Origin of the sequence: Gordonia aichiensis NBRC 108223, assembly GCF_000332975.1 — a bacterium.
Taxonomy (GTDB): domain Bacteria; phylum Actinomycetota; class Actinomycetes; order Mycobacteriales; family Mycobacteriaceae; genus Gordonia; species Gordonia aichiensis.
Map to the genome: position 1 here is coordinate 1 of NZ_BANR01000058.1, position 14,952 is coordinate 14,952.

The 14,952-nt window shown below is 66.6% G+C and carries 14 protein-coding genes; 6 read left to right on the top strand and 8 right to left on the bottom strand.

The window, feature by feature from the left end:
* Positions 1-127: 127 nt before the first annotated feature.
* The 3 genes from GOACH_RS22290 to cofC all read right to left on the bottom strand — a co-directional run bounded on the left by GOACH_RS22290 (position 128) and on the right by cofC (position 4,218).
* A complete protein-coding gene (locus GOACH_RS22290) occupies positions 128-1,042 on the bottom strand; it encodes an NUDIX hydrolase (protein ID WP_005180407.1) in 915 nt (304 codons plus the stop codon).
* Between the two features lie 106 nt (positions 1,043-1,148).
* Entirely contained in the window at positions 1,149-3,347 is a 2,199-nt protein-coding gene (locus GOACH_RS22295) for an RNA degradosome polyphosphate kinase (RefSeq protein ID WP_005180410.1), read from the bottom strand.
* A 7-nt stretch (positions 3,348-3,354) separates the two neighbouring features.
* A complete protein-coding gene (gene cofC / locus GOACH_RS22300; RefSeq protein WP_052004110.1) occupies positions 3,355-4,218 on the bottom strand; it encodes a 2-phospho-L-lactate guanylyltransferase in 864 nt (287 codons plus the stop codon).
* A 137-nt stretch (positions 4,219-4,355) separates the two neighbouring features.
* Here cofC and GOACH_RS22305 point away from each other — a divergent pair, with 137 nt between their 5' ends.
* On the top strand, positions 4,356-5,369 hold the full coding sequence (locus tag GOACH_RS22305) for an NAD(P)H-dependent glycerol-3-phosphate dehydrogenase (protein ID WP_005180415.1): 1,014 nt from the start codon (positions 4,356-4,358) through the stop codon (positions 5,367-5,369).
* Positions 5,370-5,417: 48 nt separating this feature from the next.
* On the opposite strand, the gene GOACH_RS22310 is transcribed toward GOACH_RS22305, so the two are convergent.
* Positions 5,418-6,056: a DUF3515 domain-containing protein gene (locus tag GOACH_RS22310; RefSeq protein ID WP_005180417.1), complete on the bottom strand. Its 639-nt coding sequence runs from the start codon at positions 6,054-6,056 to the stop codon at positions 5,418-5,420.
* Positions 6,057-6,117: 61 nt separating this feature from the next.
* Positions 6,118-6,363, bottom strand: a complete 246-nt coding sequence (locus GOACH_RS22315; protein WP_005180418.1) for an Lrp/AsnC ligand binding domain-containing protein — start codon at positions 6,361-6,363, stop codon at positions 6,118-6,120.
* A 214-nt stretch (positions 6,364-6,577) separates the two neighbouring features.
* On the opposite strand from GOACH_RS22315, the gene thiL reads away from it, so the two are divergent.
* Genes thiL through GOACH_RS22330 form a run of 3 tightly spaced genes read left to right on the top strand, consistent with a single transcriptional unit; the run spans position 6,578 to position 8,848 of the window.
* On the top strand, positions 6,578-7,600 hold the full coding sequence (thiL, locus tag GOACH_RS22320) for a thiamine-phosphate kinase (protein ID WP_005180419.1): 1,023 nt from the start codon (positions 6,578-6,580) through the stop codon (positions 7,598-7,600).
* Positions 7,601-7,643: 43 nt separating this feature from the next.
* Entirely contained in the window at positions 7,644-8,165 is a 522-nt protein-coding gene (locus tag GOACH_RS22325) for a gamma carbonic anhydrase family protein (protein ID WP_005180421.1), read from the top strand.
* 2 nt (positions 8,166-8,167) lie between these two features.
* Entirely contained in the window at positions 8,168-8,848 is a 681-nt protein-coding gene (locus tag GOACH_RS22330) for a uracil-DNA glycosylase (protein ID WP_005180423.1), read from the top strand.
* A gap of 30 nt (positions 8,849-8,878) precedes the next feature.
* On the opposite strand, the gene bluB is transcribed toward GOACH_RS22330, so the two are convergent.
* The 3 genes from bluB to rpmB all read right to left on the bottom strand — a co-directional run bounded on the left by bluB (position 8,879) and on the right by rpmB (position 10,598).
* On the bottom strand, positions 8,879-9,511 hold the full coding sequence (bluB, locus tag GOACH_RS22335; protein WP_005180426.1) for a 5,6-dimethylbenzimidazole synthase: 633 nt from the start codon (positions 9,509-9,511) through the stop codon (positions 8,879-8,881).
* Positions 9,508-10,320: an enoyl-CoA hydratase/isomerase family protein gene (locus tag GOACH_RS22340; protein ID WP_005180427.1), complete on the bottom strand. Its 813-nt coding sequence runs from the start codon at positions 10,318-10,320 to the stop codon at positions 9,508-9,510. Before GOACH_RS22340 ends, bluB begins: the two co-directional genes overlap by 4 nt.
* Before the next feature lie 86 nt (positions 10,321-10,406).
* Positions 10,407-10,598: a 50S ribosomal protein L28 gene (gene rpmB, locus GOACH_RS22345; protein WP_005180428.1), complete on the bottom strand. Its 192-nt coding sequence runs from the start codon at positions 10,596-10,598 to the stop codon at positions 10,407-10,409.
* Positions 10,599-10,928: 330 nt separating this feature from the next.
* Between rpmB and fakA the strand changes: the two genes are divergently transcribed.
* Together fakA and recG are read left to right on the top strand one after the other, a co-directional pair.
* Positions 10,929-12,590 carry a DAK2 domain-containing protein gene (fakA, locus tag GOACH_RS22350; RefSeq protein ID WP_005180429.1) on the top strand — a complete coding sequence of 554 codons (1,662 nt, stop codon included), beginning with the start codon at positions 10,929-10,931 and terminating at the stop codon, positions 12,588-12,590.
* On the top strand, positions 12,590-14,872 hold the full coding sequence (gene recG, locus GOACH_RS22355) for an ATP-dependent DNA helicase RecG (RefSeq protein WP_005180430.1): 2,283 nt from the start codon (positions 12,590-12,592) through the stop codon (positions 14,870-14,872). Before fakA ends, recG begins: the two co-directional genes overlap by 1 nt.
* Positions 14,873-14,952: the final 80 nt, after the last annotated feature.

A 14,952-nucleotide genomic window follows, 5' to 3' on the forward strand; every position in this document is an offset into this window, starting at 1 on the left:
GGCTGCCAAGAAGACAACCCGTCGCTGAGAGTCCGTAGCGACGACGTTCTCATCCCGACTCACCCCCGATGGCCTTCCCCCGTCGGGGGTGACGTCTATTCGGGGCCGTTCAGGATGAGCGAGCAGTTCATTCCACGTCGCGGTGACGGAGAGGACTGTCGATGTGATCAGCCGCGACGAGCTTGCCCTGGTACGTCGACACAACCCACACGCTCGCTTTGCGGTTTCGTGCGGGCGGCAGGGAAACGCCGTCCTGAGTGCTCCACCACTCCATCAACGGCGGAATCACCTTGCCCTGACTGCACACCGTGCGCACGATGGCACCGGAATTCGCTGCGAGGTCGACGATGCGTCGTTGCGCCGCAACGGGGTCGTCCCGGAAAGCCTCCTCCGAGAGCGCAGGCTCGGAGATGATCGGCACCCCGAGTGCCTGGGCCGTCGGTGCAACGGTCTGCTCGCAGCGGGTCCGATCAGCGCTGTGGATCTCGGTGGTACCGAAGGCCGGTAGCATCACCGACAACGCGTCAGCCTGCGCGCGTCCCTCTGCGTCGAGCGGGCGCAGTCGGTCGTCGCCCCGGTACCGCGAACGACTGCCGGCCTTCGCGTGACGGACCAACAGAAGCGTATCGAGATCGGCTGGAAGCCTGGTGAATTCGCGAAGCACGCGACGGTCCTGCGAGTAGCTCAGCAGCCGCTCGGCCGCATCGATGCCCAGCCATTCCATCTCGTCGACCTCGTGGTTCTCTGCGAAGTCGCCACCGACCGCCCGAGCAGACCAGTACCGCACGCGCTTTCGGCCGCTCGAGATGTCGTAGCCGACATCGCGGAGATACCTCCCGAGACGCACGCGGTAACCGGTCTCCTCGCCGATCTCGCGCACAGCGGTCATCATGAGCGTCTCGTCGGACTCGAGTTTGCCCTTGGGCAGGGTCCAGTCGTCATACCGGGGTCGATGGATCACACCGATCTCGACACCGTTGTTCTCTCGCGGCCGCCACAGCACGCCGCCCGCGGCCCAGATCGTCTTGTGTGTCTTCGACATCGCCTGCGATGTTATCGGCACAAGGTTACGAAAAGGGTGTGTGCGCCGCGCCGCGAGCCGAGTGCGTCGGCCGACAGTGCCCCCGGCGCGCCGAGCACAGGCCCCGTCACATGCCTGCGTCGCGGCGGCGGGTGCGTCGCATCATCTGTCGCTGATGGTCGCGTACCTCCTCGCCCGCTGCGGGCGAGGCCACCCAACTCCCGTCGGACTGCAGCACCCAGCACCGCGTCCGCGGATCGAGTGCCGAATCGAAGATGTCGCCGAGTTCCGCGGTGAGACGATCATCGCGGACATGCACCATCACCTCGATGCGACGATCGAGATTGCGGTGCATCATGTCGGCGCTGCCGATCCAGTACTCGTCCTGCGCGCCGAAGTGGAAGATGCGCGAGTGCTCGAGGAACTGACCCAGAATCGAACGGACATGGATGTTCTCGCTGACGCCCGGCATCCCGGGGCGCAGTGCGCAGATTCCACGGACGACGATCTCGACCGGAACGCCGTTCTGAGACGCCCGGTACAACGCGTCGATGACCTGTTCGTCGACGAGTGCATTGGCCTTCAGCCGCACTCTGGCCTCCGGGTCGCCGTCGTGCTTGAGTTCGATCTCGCGGTTGATGCGGTCGATGATTCCCGAGCGGATACCGGTGGGAGCCACCAGGATGTTGCGATACTCCCGCTTGCGCGAATAGCCGGTCAGCGTGTTGAACAGGTCGGTCAGATCGGCACCGATATCGGGTGCGGCGGTGAGCAACCCGACGTCCTCGTAGAGCCGCGCAGTCTTCGGGTTGTAGTTGCCGGTCCCGATGTGGCAGTAGCGGCGGATCGACGACCCCTCGCGGCGGACCACGAGGCATGTCTTGCAGTGCGTCTTGAGTCCGACAAGGCCGTAGACGACGTGGACGCCGGCCTGTTCGAGCTGCCGTGCCCACTTGATGTTGGCCTGCTCGTCGAACCTGGCCTTGATCTCGACAAGCGCGACAACCTGTTTGCCCGCCTCGGCAGCGTCGATGAGCGCGTTGACGATCGGTGAGTCGCCGGAGGTGCGGTACAGCGTCTGCTTGATCGCGAGCACCTGGGGGTCTGCTGCTGCCTGCTCGATGAAGCGCTGAACACTCGTCGAGAACGAGTCGTACGGGTGATGCACGAGGACGTCGCCCTCGCGCAGCGTCGAGAAAACGCTCTTGGGTGTCTCGCGCTCACCGAAGGCAGGATGTGTTGCGGGGATGAACGGTCGGTCCTTGAGCTGCGGACGATCGAGTGAGCCGATCTCGAACAGTGACGACAGATCGAGCAGACCGGGAACCTGGATCACGTCGGCAGGATTGACGTCGAGCTCCCGCAGTAAGAGTTCAAGCATGTGGTCGGTCATGTCGTCAGCGACCTCGAGCCGCACCGGTGACCCGAAACGACGTCGCGCCAGCTCGCGTTCGAGTGCCTGCAGGAGGTCTTCGTCGCGATCCTCCTCGACCTCGAAATCCGCGTTGCGCGTGATGCGGAACGCGTGGTGTTCCACGATCTCCATCCCGGGGAACAGGTGGCCGAGGTTTGCGGCGATCAGGGTTTCCATCGGCAGGAAGATCGCCGAGCGGTGCCCTTTGCTGTCGGTTTCGCCGGTCGGCGGCATGAGCTGATCGACGCGAACGAAACGGTTGACGTTGTCGGGTACCTTGACCCGCGCGAAGTGTTCGCCGCCCTCGCCGGCGTCGCGCACGGTGACCGCCAGGTTCAGACTCAGTCCGCTGATGTAGGGGAAGGGGTGTGCCGGATCGACGGCGAGCGGGGTGAGTACCGGGAACACGTCCTCGTGGAAGTACTCCACCATCCGACTTTTCTGGGCGTCGTCGAGATCCGACCAGCCGACAACGTAGATTCCGTTGTCCGCCAACGCAGGGCGCACCGAATCGAGGAAGACCTGAGCGTGCCTGTCGGCGAGGGTCTGGGTGCGGCCCGCGATGCGCAACAACTGTTCCCGGGGTGAGAGACCGTCGGCGGAGCGCACGGACAGTCCCGTCTCGTCGCGCCGTTTCAGGCCCGCGACGCGCACCATGAAGAATTCGTCGAGGTTGGATGCGAAAATCGCGAGGAACTTGGCGCGTTCGAGCAAGGGAATCGAGGTGTCCTCGGCGAGCGAGAGCACACGCGAATTGAAGTCGAGCCAACTCAACTCTCTGTTGAGGTACCGGTCTTCGGGGAGATCGGCGGACTCGCCCGGTTCCAGAGTTGCCGCGGGCGGGGCACCAGGAATCGCACTGACTGGTTGTGTCGTGACCGGAGTCATCGAGGTGTCGTCGGCTGTGCTCACCGTTCAATCATGACGCATCCGGCCGATCGCCGACACCGCTGGTCGCCGCGTCGCAGACCGTCAGATCGCTGAGCACCGAGCGCGTGTGTTCGCCGACGCCGAGTCGTAGGGCTGCGACGAGATCGCTCACGGTGTCGACGTCGGTGCGGATATCGGGCCAGCGCAGATGAGCGGGATCGAGTTCGACTACTCCGGCGAGTCGGTGTGCCACAGCAGAATCGGGCCCGAAATGCGGCAGTTCACCCGATGACGTTGGCCGAATGAGCAGTGATGTCCCGGTTCCCGCGCGGTCGGTCACCATCGATTCACCCCGGCCGGCGGCGGAGTCGATGATCTCGCGCAGACTCGACGGTTCGGCCGCGGGGAGATCGGCCTGAACCATGAGGACCCACCGGTGCGCGGGCCACAGGGTCCGAGCCGTTGCGGCGCCGAGTGCGTACGCGGCGTTCAATCCGCCTGCGACGTCGCCGGGTTCGTCGACGACGTGCGCCGAGAGGTGCTGTGCCCTCGCGCGGACACGATCGTCCGGAGTGACGACGACGACGTCGCGTACCCCGGCCCGGTGCAGTGTGTCGACGGTGTCGGTGAGCATGGCGAGCACGAGGGCGCCCGGATCTGCGCGGAGGCGTTCGCGCTGCGTGGTGGAGAGCAGTTCGGTGGCCTGCTCGTCGGACATCGTGGCGACGAGGCGTGACTTCGCGTCACCGAGGTGTTTGACCGCGAGGACGGCGGCAACGGTGTCGAGTACGCACTCGTCGGCGGGGTCGGCGCAGCGCCGGCCGGGCGCGGGGGAAGAAGCCGGGGCCGGAGAAGCGGTGGCCTGATGGGGCCGTCGCCCTTCTGGATGACCGCGTACGCACGAGAGGGTCATGTAGCCATGATGACCCATGCGCGGTGACCCGTGTGTACGCGCGGGGTGATCGGCGCCGCAGGTTTGCGAATCGACCGGGCGTACATCGCCGGAGGTCTACGCTTGACCGAGGCGATGTCGGGCGAATGAGGAGAATTGTGCGGGCGGTTGTGATGGGTGCCGGGTCATGGGGCACGGCGACGGCGAAGGTGCTCAGCGATGCGGGGACCGATACCACACTGTGGTGTCGCCGTGAGGAACTCGCCGAGCGGATCAACGCGTCGCACACGAACAGCGACTATCTGGCGGGTATCACGTTGCCCGCGAACCTCACAGCGTCGAGCGACGTCGCCGAGGCCCTCACCGATGCCGACCTCGTCGTATGCGCGGTCCCTGCGCAGTCGTTACGGTCCAATCTCGCCGACTGGCGCGCGCATCTGAACGATGACGCCACCCTGGTGTCGCTGGCCAAGGGCATCGAGACGTCGACGCTGATGCGGATGAGTGAGGTAATCGCGGAGGTCGCGGAGGTTCCTGACGACCAGATCGCGGTGCTCACCGGACCGAACCTCGCCCGTGAAGTGGCGGAGGGGCAGCCCGCTGCGACTGTGATCGCCTGTACCGACCTCGGTCGCGCCGAGCGACTGCAGCAGACCTTCAACACCGGATACTTCCGGCCGTACACCAACACGGATGTCATCGGTTGCGAGATCGGTGGCGCGGTCAAGAATGTCATCGCGTTGGCGTGCGGGATGGCAAGCGGTGTCGGATTCGGCCAGAACACGCTCGCGACCATCATCACGCGGGGGTTGGCAGAAACGATCCGGCTCTCGGCTGCGGTCGGCGGGCAGATCGAGACTCTCGCAGGACTGGCGGGCATCGGCGACCTCGTCGCCACCTGCTCGTCGCCGTTGTCGCGCAACCGTACGTTCGGAGCGCATCTCGGACAGGGGGCGACGATGGAAGAGGCCCAGGCCGCGGCATCGGGTCAGGTTGCCGAGGGCGTCAAGTCATGCACGTCCGTGACGGCGCTCGCCGAGAAGTATCAGGTCTCCATGCCGCTCACCGAGGCGGTCAACAGGGTCTGCCACGACGGTCTGCCCGTCGCCGACGCCGTCAGTTCGCTGCTCGGGCGCAAGACCAAGCCGGAGTTCCTTCCCGGCGAGAGCTGAGCGTGTCGAACGCGCGTGACACCGCAGTCGAGCGAGAAATGTTGTCGCTCAGCCGAAGTCGAGCGGGCCGCGGGGCAGGGTCCGTTCGATGGCTGCCGATACATCGGTGATCGGCCCGTTGCCCGCGTTCACCGGCACCCAGAGGGCGACGTAGGGGCGGTGGTCGACGCAGACGAACGCTTGCCCGGACCCTTCGATCGAATCGGTGATGAACCACTGCACCGGGTTCACCACCTGCAGGTTGCTGGTGGGGGAGAGCTCGGCCGGGCGCGACACGCCACACCGCACGATCACCGGATCGCCCTCTTTGTCAGCGGCCCAACTCGCCTGGGTCCCCGACACCCGCTTGTCGCCGTACCCCTCGAAAGTCTGCGGGAGCGACGCGAGGAACTGTGCACACTCGGCGGGAGCCGACGATTCCGCGGCATATGACTCGACAGGCGTCGAGTCGGAGCTGTCCGGCCGTAGGGCCGCGAAGACGATGAAGCCCACGATCACCATCACCGGAATCGCCACCAGGGTGGCGATCAGCGCCGGGTTCAGCCGCGGCCCGGAGTCGCCGTAGCGCGCATGCGAGGCCTGCTCGGGGATGGTGTCACCGGACGAGTCGACTGTATTCGCATCCTCGACGTGGTCGGAGTTGTCGTCGGGGTCGTCGGCTCCGGGTGGGGTCACGACGACCACCATAGGACATCGCATCGTCGATTCCCGCCCCGCGTCGGTGCGAGCCTGCGTCGATCCCGCGCGGTCAGTGCGTTGCGTTCACCACGGGGCAGGTCAGGGTCCGGGTGATGCCCGCGACCTTCTGGATCGCCGGGACGACATCGTTGGTCAGGTGCCCTGCATCGGTGGCCTCGACACGCACGATGACGTCGTAGGGTCCACTGACCTCCTCGGAGGAGGCGACTCCGGAGATCTCTGCGATCGTTGCGGCCGCCAATGCGGCTCGTCCGACCTCCGTCTGGATCAGTATGTATGCCTGAACCACGGCCATCCTCTCGTATCCACTGTGTCGTCGGCCCCGGGCCGGGGAGCGGCGAGTCGACGCCCCGGCGGGGTTGCCGTGGGCGTCTGGCCCCGGTCTCCCGGAAACCACTTCGCGGGTCGAAGCGCCGCACGAAGTCACTACACTGTGGAGATATTGTCACCACAACCCCGCGAGAGCGCGAACCGAAAGCGAAACACCGCCAAGCGACGAGGAGTTGACCGTGGCACGTGGCGATGAGTACGCCACAGCATCTGATTCGACCCACATGGCCGGTGTGACCGTCGGTGACCTGGGAGAGCGGGCCCTCATCTCGCTCTTCACCTCGGCGGCGGGCACCGAGACCTCGCGCGACATCGTCGTCGGATCGGGCGACGATGCCGCAGTCTTCGACGCCGGTGGTCCCACCGTGATCAGCACCGACACCGTCGTGCAGGACCGCCACTTCCGCTTCGACTGGTCGACTCCACGACAGATCGGCGAGCGTGCGGTGGTACAGAGCGCCGCCGACATCGCGGCGATGGGGGCACGCACGGTCGGGGTCGTCGTGTCGATCGCGTGTCCGGTGACGACCCCAGCGGCAACGGTTACGGAGATCAACGACGGCATTCTGGCCGCGACGCATCGTCTGGGCGGTCGGGTGCTCGGCGGCGACCTGGTCGCAGCGCAGCAGGTGGTGCTGACCGTGACCTCGGTGGGTGCGCTCGACGGGCTCACGCCGGTGGCATTGACGGGGGCGCGGGCCGGAGACGTCCTGGCCGTCAGTGGCCCGCTCGGCGGCGCGGCAGCCGGACTCGCCGTTCTGTCCGCCGCAGGAGACTCAGCAGACCGACTTGTCGCAGCACACCACGAGGTCGTGGACTCCTATCGGGTGCCAGCGCCCGACCTGTCGGCGGGCGTACTGGCAGCCCGGGCCGGCGCGCATGCCATGACCGATGTGTCCGACGGTCTCGTCGAAGAGCTCCAGACCATGGCTCAGGCGTCGAAAGTCTCTCTCGCGGTAGACGTCACGCGGATACCGAGAACACCGGCGACGACGCTCGCGGCGGCCGAACTCGGCGAGGACGACGACCTCTGGGCTCTCACCGGGGGCGAAGACCACCAGCTGCTGGCCGCGTTCGCGCCCGCGGATGTGCCTGCGGGGTGGAGCGTTATCGGCGATGTCAGCGAACCCACAGCTGACCGCGACCCGGTATCGGTCGCAGGTGTCAGCGCCGGTGACCTGCGCGGATGGCAGTCCTTCTGACACCAGTAGGTGGTGCCGATCACCGCGGTGATTAGATCGGGCCATGGCGATTTACGCACTCGACGATCGTGAGCCGGTTCTCGGTAAGGACGTCTACGTCCATCCCGACGCGACAGTGATCGGTGCCGTGACCCTGGCTGACGGAGCGTCGGTGTGGCCGGGAGCAGTGCTGCGGGGCGACTACGGGACCATCACCATCGGTGCACGGACGAACATCCAGGACGGGACAGTCATCCACTGCACACCGATCGATCCGACGGTCATCGGTGCCGGGTGCGTCGTCGGACACAATGCACACATCGAGGGTTCGACGATCGGCGACAACTGTCTGATCGCTTCGGGATCGGTCGTGCTCAACGGTTCGACTATCGGCGAGGGGGCCGTCGTCGGTGCGGGAGCCGTTGTGCCGTTCAAGTTCTCGGTTCCCGCACGCGCCATGGCACTCGGGGTACCCGCTCGTATCCGCGAGGGTTTCGAGGTGCCGGTCGACCACGTCGACATGAATGTCGAGATGTACTACCAGAATTCGCTGTACTACCGATCGAATCTCAGGAGACTCGACTGATCATGACCCCACAACCGTTGAGCGAACTCATCGATCCCGGCTGGGCTCAGGCACTCGCGCCGGTCGAAGACGTCATCACGCAGATGGGGCAGTTTCTTCGCGAGGAGAACGCCGCCGGACGCGGTTATCTCCCTGCCGGGCGCAACGTGTTGCGGGCGTTCATGCAACCGTTCGACGACGTCCGCGTGCTCATCGTCGGCCAGGATCCGTACCCGACACCCGGGCACGCCGTGGGGTTGAGTTTCTCGGTCGCGGAGGATGTCTCACCGATTCCGCGCTCGCTGGCCAACATCTACACCGAGTACTGCGCCGACCTCGGATACCCGAAGCCGGCCAACGGGGATCTGACACCGTGGGCCGAGGAGGGCGTGCTGTTGCTCAACAGGGTGCTCACCGTCGCTCCGGGGCAGCCCGCGTCGCATCGTCGTAAGGGCTGGGAGGCGGTGACCGAGTGTGCGATCAAGGCGCTCGTGTCGCGCGACGAACCTCTCGTGGCGATCCTGTGGGGGCGTGACGCGGCCGATCTGCAGCAGTGGATGCCCGATGTTCCGGCGATCGTCTCACCGCACCCCTCGCCGCTGTCGGCGAGCAAGGGATTCTTCGGCTCACGTCCGTTCAGCCGCGCCAACACCGAGCTCGAAGACCTCGGGGGTGAGCCGGTCGACTGGCGGCTGCCCTCCTGAACAGGCTGCGACGCCGGTGTTGACTTCTCGTCAGCGGACGAACCGTCTGGCATCGACGTCGGTACGCTCCTGCCAGCCGACCCGCTCGAGTTCAGGGGTGTCGTCGTTCTCCGCGGGGTATCCCAGGCAGAGGTATGCGGTCAGTCGCCAGGTGTCCGGCACCTCGAGATCGGTTGCGACGGTGGGTCCGTCGAGGATCGACACCCATCCGACCCCGACGCCGCGCGCCCGTGCGGCCAGCCACAGCGTCGCAACCGCGGTCACCGTCGAGTAGTCGAGCGTCTCCGGCATGGTCCGGTTCCCGAGACCGTGCCCCTGCGTGCCGGCGTGATCGGTGAACACCGCGAGCTGGACCGGTGCGTCGTCGAGGCCGGAGAGTTTCAGCGACGCATACATCTGCGCCCGTTCGCCGACGTATCCCCGCAGCGCCTCGGTGTTGCACGCGACAAAGTCACGTCGCACTCGGGCACGAGCCTCGGGCGAGTCGACGCGGACCCACCGCCACGGTTGGCTGTTGCCGACCGAGGGTGCGAGTTCGGCGCGAGCCAGTAGTTCGTCGAGCAGCCCCGGAGCGAGCGGGTCGGTCCGGAAGTGTCGGACGTCGCGACGCCAGATCAGCAACTCGTCGAGATCGGCCGCGAAGGCGGCATCGAAGGTCGTCACCGATTCCGTGCCGCCGCGTAGTCGGGGGTGCGCTTGTCGACGAATGCGTCGACCCCTTCGATCCCTTCGGGGGTTCCGCTGTTGGTCGAGATCGCGTGCGCCTCGGCGGCGAGTTGGTCGCGGAGCCCGGCGGTTGCCGAGCCGGTCAGCAGTGCCCGCGCCGCCGCCAATCCGGCCCGTGGGCCTGCTGCGAGCGTCCGAGCGATGTCGGCTGCCGTGTCGTCGATCTCGGCGTCGTCGACGAGGCGCGAGAGGATTCCCCAGCTGTACGCCTCATCAGCGGAGATGACCCTGTCGGTGAGGATGATCTCCCGCGCGCGGGCCGCGCCGACGATGCGCGGGAGGGTCCATGTCATGCCCCCGTCAGGGGACAGGCCGATCCCGGTGTAGGCGGGACGCAGATTGGTCGAGGGGCCGCCGATCGCGACATCGGCGTGCAAGACGATGCTCAGTCCGGCTCCTGCAGCCCACCCGCGCACACCGGCGACCACCGGGCGGTCGGCGTCGAGCAGCGCGGTGACGAAGTCGTGGAACGTGTCGGCGAGCGCGCGGATGAACGTGGGGCGGTGCTGCGCGGAGGCGAAGTCGCGGACGTTGCCGCCCGCACAGAAGTTGCGGCCCGCCCCGAGTAGCAGGATTGCGCCGACTTCACGTTCGCCGCGCGCGACTTCGCGCAGCGCGGCGGTTGCTGCTCTGAGCGCAGGGTCGTCGAGTGCCGATCCCTTCCCGGGGTCGGCGAGACGTAGGACGAGGACCTCGCCGTCCTGTGTCACGGCAGCATCGGCGGGGGAGGTTGTGGTCGAAGTCATTCCGACACCCTAACCCGCAGATACAGACAACCCGACCCCGGGGCCGAGCGTTCGCTCGGTCGGGATCGGGTTGAGAGTTCTCGCGATCAGGCGAGAGTGGTCTTGCCGGCCTTCAGGCAGGAGGTGCAGACGTTCTTACGCTTGCGGTTGCCCGGGGCCACCTCGACGCGCACGGACTGGATGTTGGGATTCCAGCGGCGGTTGGTACGGCGGTGCGAGTGCGAAACGGACTTGCCGAAGCCCGGACCCTTGCCGCAGACGTCACAGACGGCAGCCATTGTCGAACTCCCTTGGTAGATGGAATGGTCTTTGCGGTTACGCCGGCTCACTGCTCGTGAACGACGAATCGGCATCTGCGCGGATCGACATCCAGGGCGGCGGCAAGGCAACCCTGCAAGGATAACCGTCCGGACACGTCACCACCAAATCACGCGGACCGATGGCGTATGGACGTCGTGTACGGCCGGTATGTGTCGCGCTGCCGTTCACCGTCGACGACGCCGTGTCGGGTGCTCCGAGTAATCTCTCACACATCCGTTCCCTGGCGTTGGTGGTAGGTCACGTGGTGGGCGTCGTTGAAGGTGGTGGGCATCGTTGAAGGAGGACTCATGTCGACCGACGGTGGACTCGTTCGCGTGATGAACCCGCAGGTTCTGCGTGACTGGGCGCAGGAGTGCGTTCTCCGCCTCGATGCTCTGCGTGGGGAGATCAACGACCTCAACGTCTTCCCGATCCCCGATTCGGACACCGGCAGCAACATGCTGTTCACGATGCGCTCTGCCGCCGACGCCGCGGACGCACTGCCCGCCGACGCCGACGTGACGGCTGTGACCCGTGCAATGGCCGAGGGGGCTGTGGCGAATGCGCGCGGCAACTCCGGGATCATCCTGTCGCAGGTTCTCGTCGGCCTCGCCGATGCCGTGGAGATCGCGGCGCCCGACGGTCTGCTCACCTTCTCCCAACTCGCGGTGTCGGGTCTGCGCCTCGGCTCTCTGGCCGCGACGCGCGCGGTCAGCGATCCGCGGGAGGGGACGGTGCTCACCCTGATCGCCATCGCTGCGCAGTCGGCCGCCCAACACGCAGACGAGACGGCTGCCGATCAGGCACGCGCCATCGCCGATGACGTGGCCGACGGTCTGGAGCGCACTCCCGAACAGCTACCCGAGCTCGCATCGGCGGGGGTGGTCGACGCCGGTGGTCGTGGATTTCTCGCCGTACTCGACGCGATGGTCGGAGTACTCACCGGTGTGACGCAACGACGTCGTCACTACCGGGGCATCCTCACCGGCGGAGGGCAGCCGGGCCATCCCGTCGACGAGACATGCAACGGTCCCGGCGACATGGACTTCGAGGTGATGTACCTCCTCACCGGGGCGCCGGGAGAGAGCATCGCGACCCTCCGAGCCCAGCTCGACGAACTCGGCGACGCCGTCGTGATCGTCGGCGACAGTTCATCGTCGGCCGAGCGATTCTCGGTGCATGTACACACCGACGACCCGGGAGCTGCCGTCGAGGCGGCGATCGGACTCGGAAGCGTGTCCGACATTCGTATCTCCTGTTTTGCTCTCGACTCGATTCGCGCCCAAGCCAATTCGATGGAGCCGCCCCCGCGGCACCGTCGGGCAGTCGTCGCCGTCGTATGCGGCGACGGCGCCGCCGAGCTCTTCTCCGAGGCAGGGGCAGCGGTGGTGCGTGCCGACGGCGGCGTGACCCCCGAGGCGCTCGCCGAAGCGATCCGCGCGACGGATTCGGCGCACGTGGTGGTCATGGCCAATGGGTCGTTGACCTCTCAGGACCTGGTCAGTGTCGCCGCAGAGGTCCGGTCGTCGCAGCGGTCGGTTGTCTCGCTGCCGACATCGTCGATGGCGCAGTGTCTTGCGGCCCTCGCGGTTCACGATCCCTCCGAGTCCGCCGATGCCGACGCCTACGCGATGGCGGAGGCCGCTGCAGGCGCGCGCTGGGGTTCGTTGTTGCTCGCAGACGAGCGGATGATCACTCTCGCCGGGACGTGCGATGTCGGGGATGTGTTGGGGCTGATCGGCTCCGATGTTCTGGTCATCGCTCCGGAGCAGACGGCGGCCCTTGTATCGCTCGTCGACCTCATGCTGGCGACCGGTGGTGAAATGGTCACCGTTCTCGCGGGATCGGGCGTCGATCGGGACGCGTTGTCGGCGCTTGAGGCGCAGATCCGACGGGCATATCCCGGCGTTGAACTGTCCGTGTACGACACGGGCCAGAACGACGATCTCATGCAGGTGGGTATCGAATAGTGGTTCGTGCCTCCGACTCGCTGTCCGATGTATTCGCCCCTGCTCGCGCCGCGAGCCTCGCATCGCTGGGCCTCGCGACCGTCGGAGAACTGTTGCGCTACGCGCCGCGCCGCTATCTCACCCACGGCCAGTCGTCGGAGGAGCAGGACCTCACCGAGGGGGAGTGGGTGACCGTCGTCGGGCGCATCACCCGCGCCGACCTGATCCGCATGAAGAAGCGAAACGGCCAGTTCCTGAAAGTGACCGTCGACGACGGCAACCGCTCGTACGAGGTCAGCTTCTTCAACCCGCGTTTCATCAAGAACGCGCTCAAGCCCGGCACCAGGCTCATGGTGGCCGGGACCGTGAAGTTCTTCCGCAACCAGCCGCAACTGTCCCATCCCGAATGGATGGTGCTGCCCGACGGAGATGTCGAGGTCGACCGCGTCGTGGGATCGGCGATGCTCGCCGAGATGTATGCGGCAGAGGCTGAGATCACCGGTGAGCAGCGGCGCGCGGGTGCGCTCTCGGCCGACCTCACAGCGGCTTTCGAACGAGCGATCGTGCCGCTCTACCCGGCGAATCGCGAGATCCAGACGTGGGACATCTGGGCAGCGGTCCGTGAGGTCCTCGACGACGTCGACACTTTCGTCGACCCCCTATCGGCAGACGAACGTGAACGCCGCGGACTGATGTCGCTCGACGAGGCGATCAGGACTATCCATCTGCCCGACTCCGCTGCGAACATCACGGCCGCGAACGAGCGCCTGAAGTTCGACGAGGCCCTTGCGATCCAGACGGTGCTCGCCCAGCGTCGTCTGGCCGGGCGCGCGGAATCCGCGCCCGCGTGTCCGCATGTCCCCGGAGGCCTGGAAGATCGGCTGTTGCAACGACTTCCGTTCACTCTCACCGACGGCCAGCAACTCGTGATCGCCGAGATCGCCGAGGATCTCGGACGTCCGACCCCGATGAGCAGACTCCTGCAGGGCGAGGTGGGCTCGGGCAAGACTCTCGTGTCGTTGCTCGCGATGCTGCGCGTTGTCGACAACGGCCATCAGTGTGTCATCCTCGCGCCCACGGAAGTTCTTGCCGCGCAGCATCTTCGAACAATCACCTCGATGCTCGGCGATCTGGGTACCGCCGGCGAACTCGGCGCAGCCGACGGCGCGACCAGCGTGGTGTTGCTGACCGGTTCGATGAAGACCAAGGGCAAACGCGAGACGTTGCTCGACGTCGTGACCGGACAGGCGGGAATCGTCGTCGGGACCCACGCGCTGCTCGAGGAGAAGGTCGAGTTCTTCGATCTGGGCATGGTCGTCGTCGACGAGCAGCACCGCTTCGGTGTCGAGCAACGGGATGTGTTGCGCGGTCGTGGTCGCGACCACCTCATGCCGCACTTTCTGGTGATGACCGCGACGCCCATCCCGCGGACGGTGGCGATGACCGCGTTCGGCGACCTCGACACCTCGGTGCTCACCGAACTCCCCAGGGGGCGTCAGCCGATCACGACCACCGTGGTGCCGACGGCGAAACCGCAGTGGGTCGAACGCACGTGGATTCGGGCCGCAGAGGAGATCGACGCCGGTCGCCAGGTCTACATCGTGTGTTCGCGTATCGGCGACGTCGAGCCCTCCACGCCCAAGCGAGGGGGAGGCAAGCGCAGCGCCGACGATGAGGCCGACGCGCAGCAGCAGACGACGTCGGTGCTCGAACTGTACGACGAACTGCTCGTCGGTCCGCTGGGGCGTCATCGGATCGCGGTGCTGCACGGGAGGCTACCCGCCGACGAGAAGAACGAGGTGATGGACGCGTTCGGCCGTGGCGAGATCGACGCGATCGTGTCGACCACGGTGATCGAGGTCGGTGTGGACGTGCCCAACGCGTCGATGATGATCATCGTCGACGCCGAGCGGTTCGGTGTGAGTCAGCTGCACCAGCTCCGCGGGCGCGTCGGTCGCGGCGGGCATCCCGGCCTGTGCCTGTTGATGACCTCGACGAAGCCCGTGTCGCAGGCGATGGCACGTCTGCGTGCCGTCGAGGCCTCGACCGACGGTTTCGAGCTCGCTCGCGTCGACCTGGTGCAGCGGCGTGAGGGGGATCTGCTCGGCTCACTGCAGTCCGGTGGGGTCTCGTCACTGCGTCATCTCTCGCTGCTCGACGACGCCGACGTGATCGCCGATGCCCGCGAACTGGCTGAATCGGTGGTGGCGACCGATCTCCCGCTGGCCGAGCACCGGCCGCTGGCCGACCTCGTCGACGCGATCCTCGTGCCCAACAAGGTGCGCTACCTCGACAAGTCCTGACCGGGCTCGGCTGCGCGCCCCCGGGACCCGCCAAACGCCGCCCGAACCCGCAGACGCCGCTGGTGTACCGGCCGCGTTCG

Excerpts from the sequence above, each read along its gene's own strand:
- GOACH_RS22290 (WP_005180407.1), bottom strand. The coding sequence starts at position 1,042 with ATGTCGAAGACACACAAGACGATCTGGGCCGCGGGCGGCGTGCTGTGG.
- cofC (WP_052004110.1), bottom strand. The coding sequence starts at position 4,218 with ATGACCCTCTCGTGCGTACGCGGTCATCCAGAAGGGCGACGGCCCCAT.
- GOACH_RS22310 (WP_005180417.1), bottom strand. The coding sequence starts at position 6,056 with ATGGTGGTCGTCGTGACCCCACCCGGAGCCGACGACCCCGACGACAAC.
- GOACH_RS22315 (WP_005180418.1), bottom strand. The coding sequence starts at position 6,363 with ATGGCCGTGGTTCAGGCATACATACTGATCCAGACGGAGGTCGGACGA.
- GOACH_RS22325 (WP_005180421.1), top strand. The coding sequence starts at position 7,644 with ATGGCGATTTACGCACTCGACGATCGTGAGCCGGTTCTCGGTAAGGAC.
- GOACH_RS22330 (WP_005180423.1), top strand. The coding sequence starts at position 8,168 with ATGACCCCACAACCGTTGAGCGAACTCATCGATCCCGGCTGGGCTCAG.
- GOACH_RS22340 (WP_005180427.1), bottom strand. The coding sequence starts at position 10,320 with ATGACTTCGACCACAACCTCCCCCGCCGATGCTGCCGTGACACAGGAC.
- rpmB (WP_005180428.1), bottom strand. The coding sequence starts at position 10,598 with ATGGCTGCCGTCTGTGACGTCTGCGGCAAGGGTCCGGGCTTCGGCAAG.
- fakA (WP_005180429.1), top strand. The coding sequence starts at position 10,929 with ATGTCGACCGACGGTGGACTCGTTCGCGTGATGAACCCGCAGGTTCTG.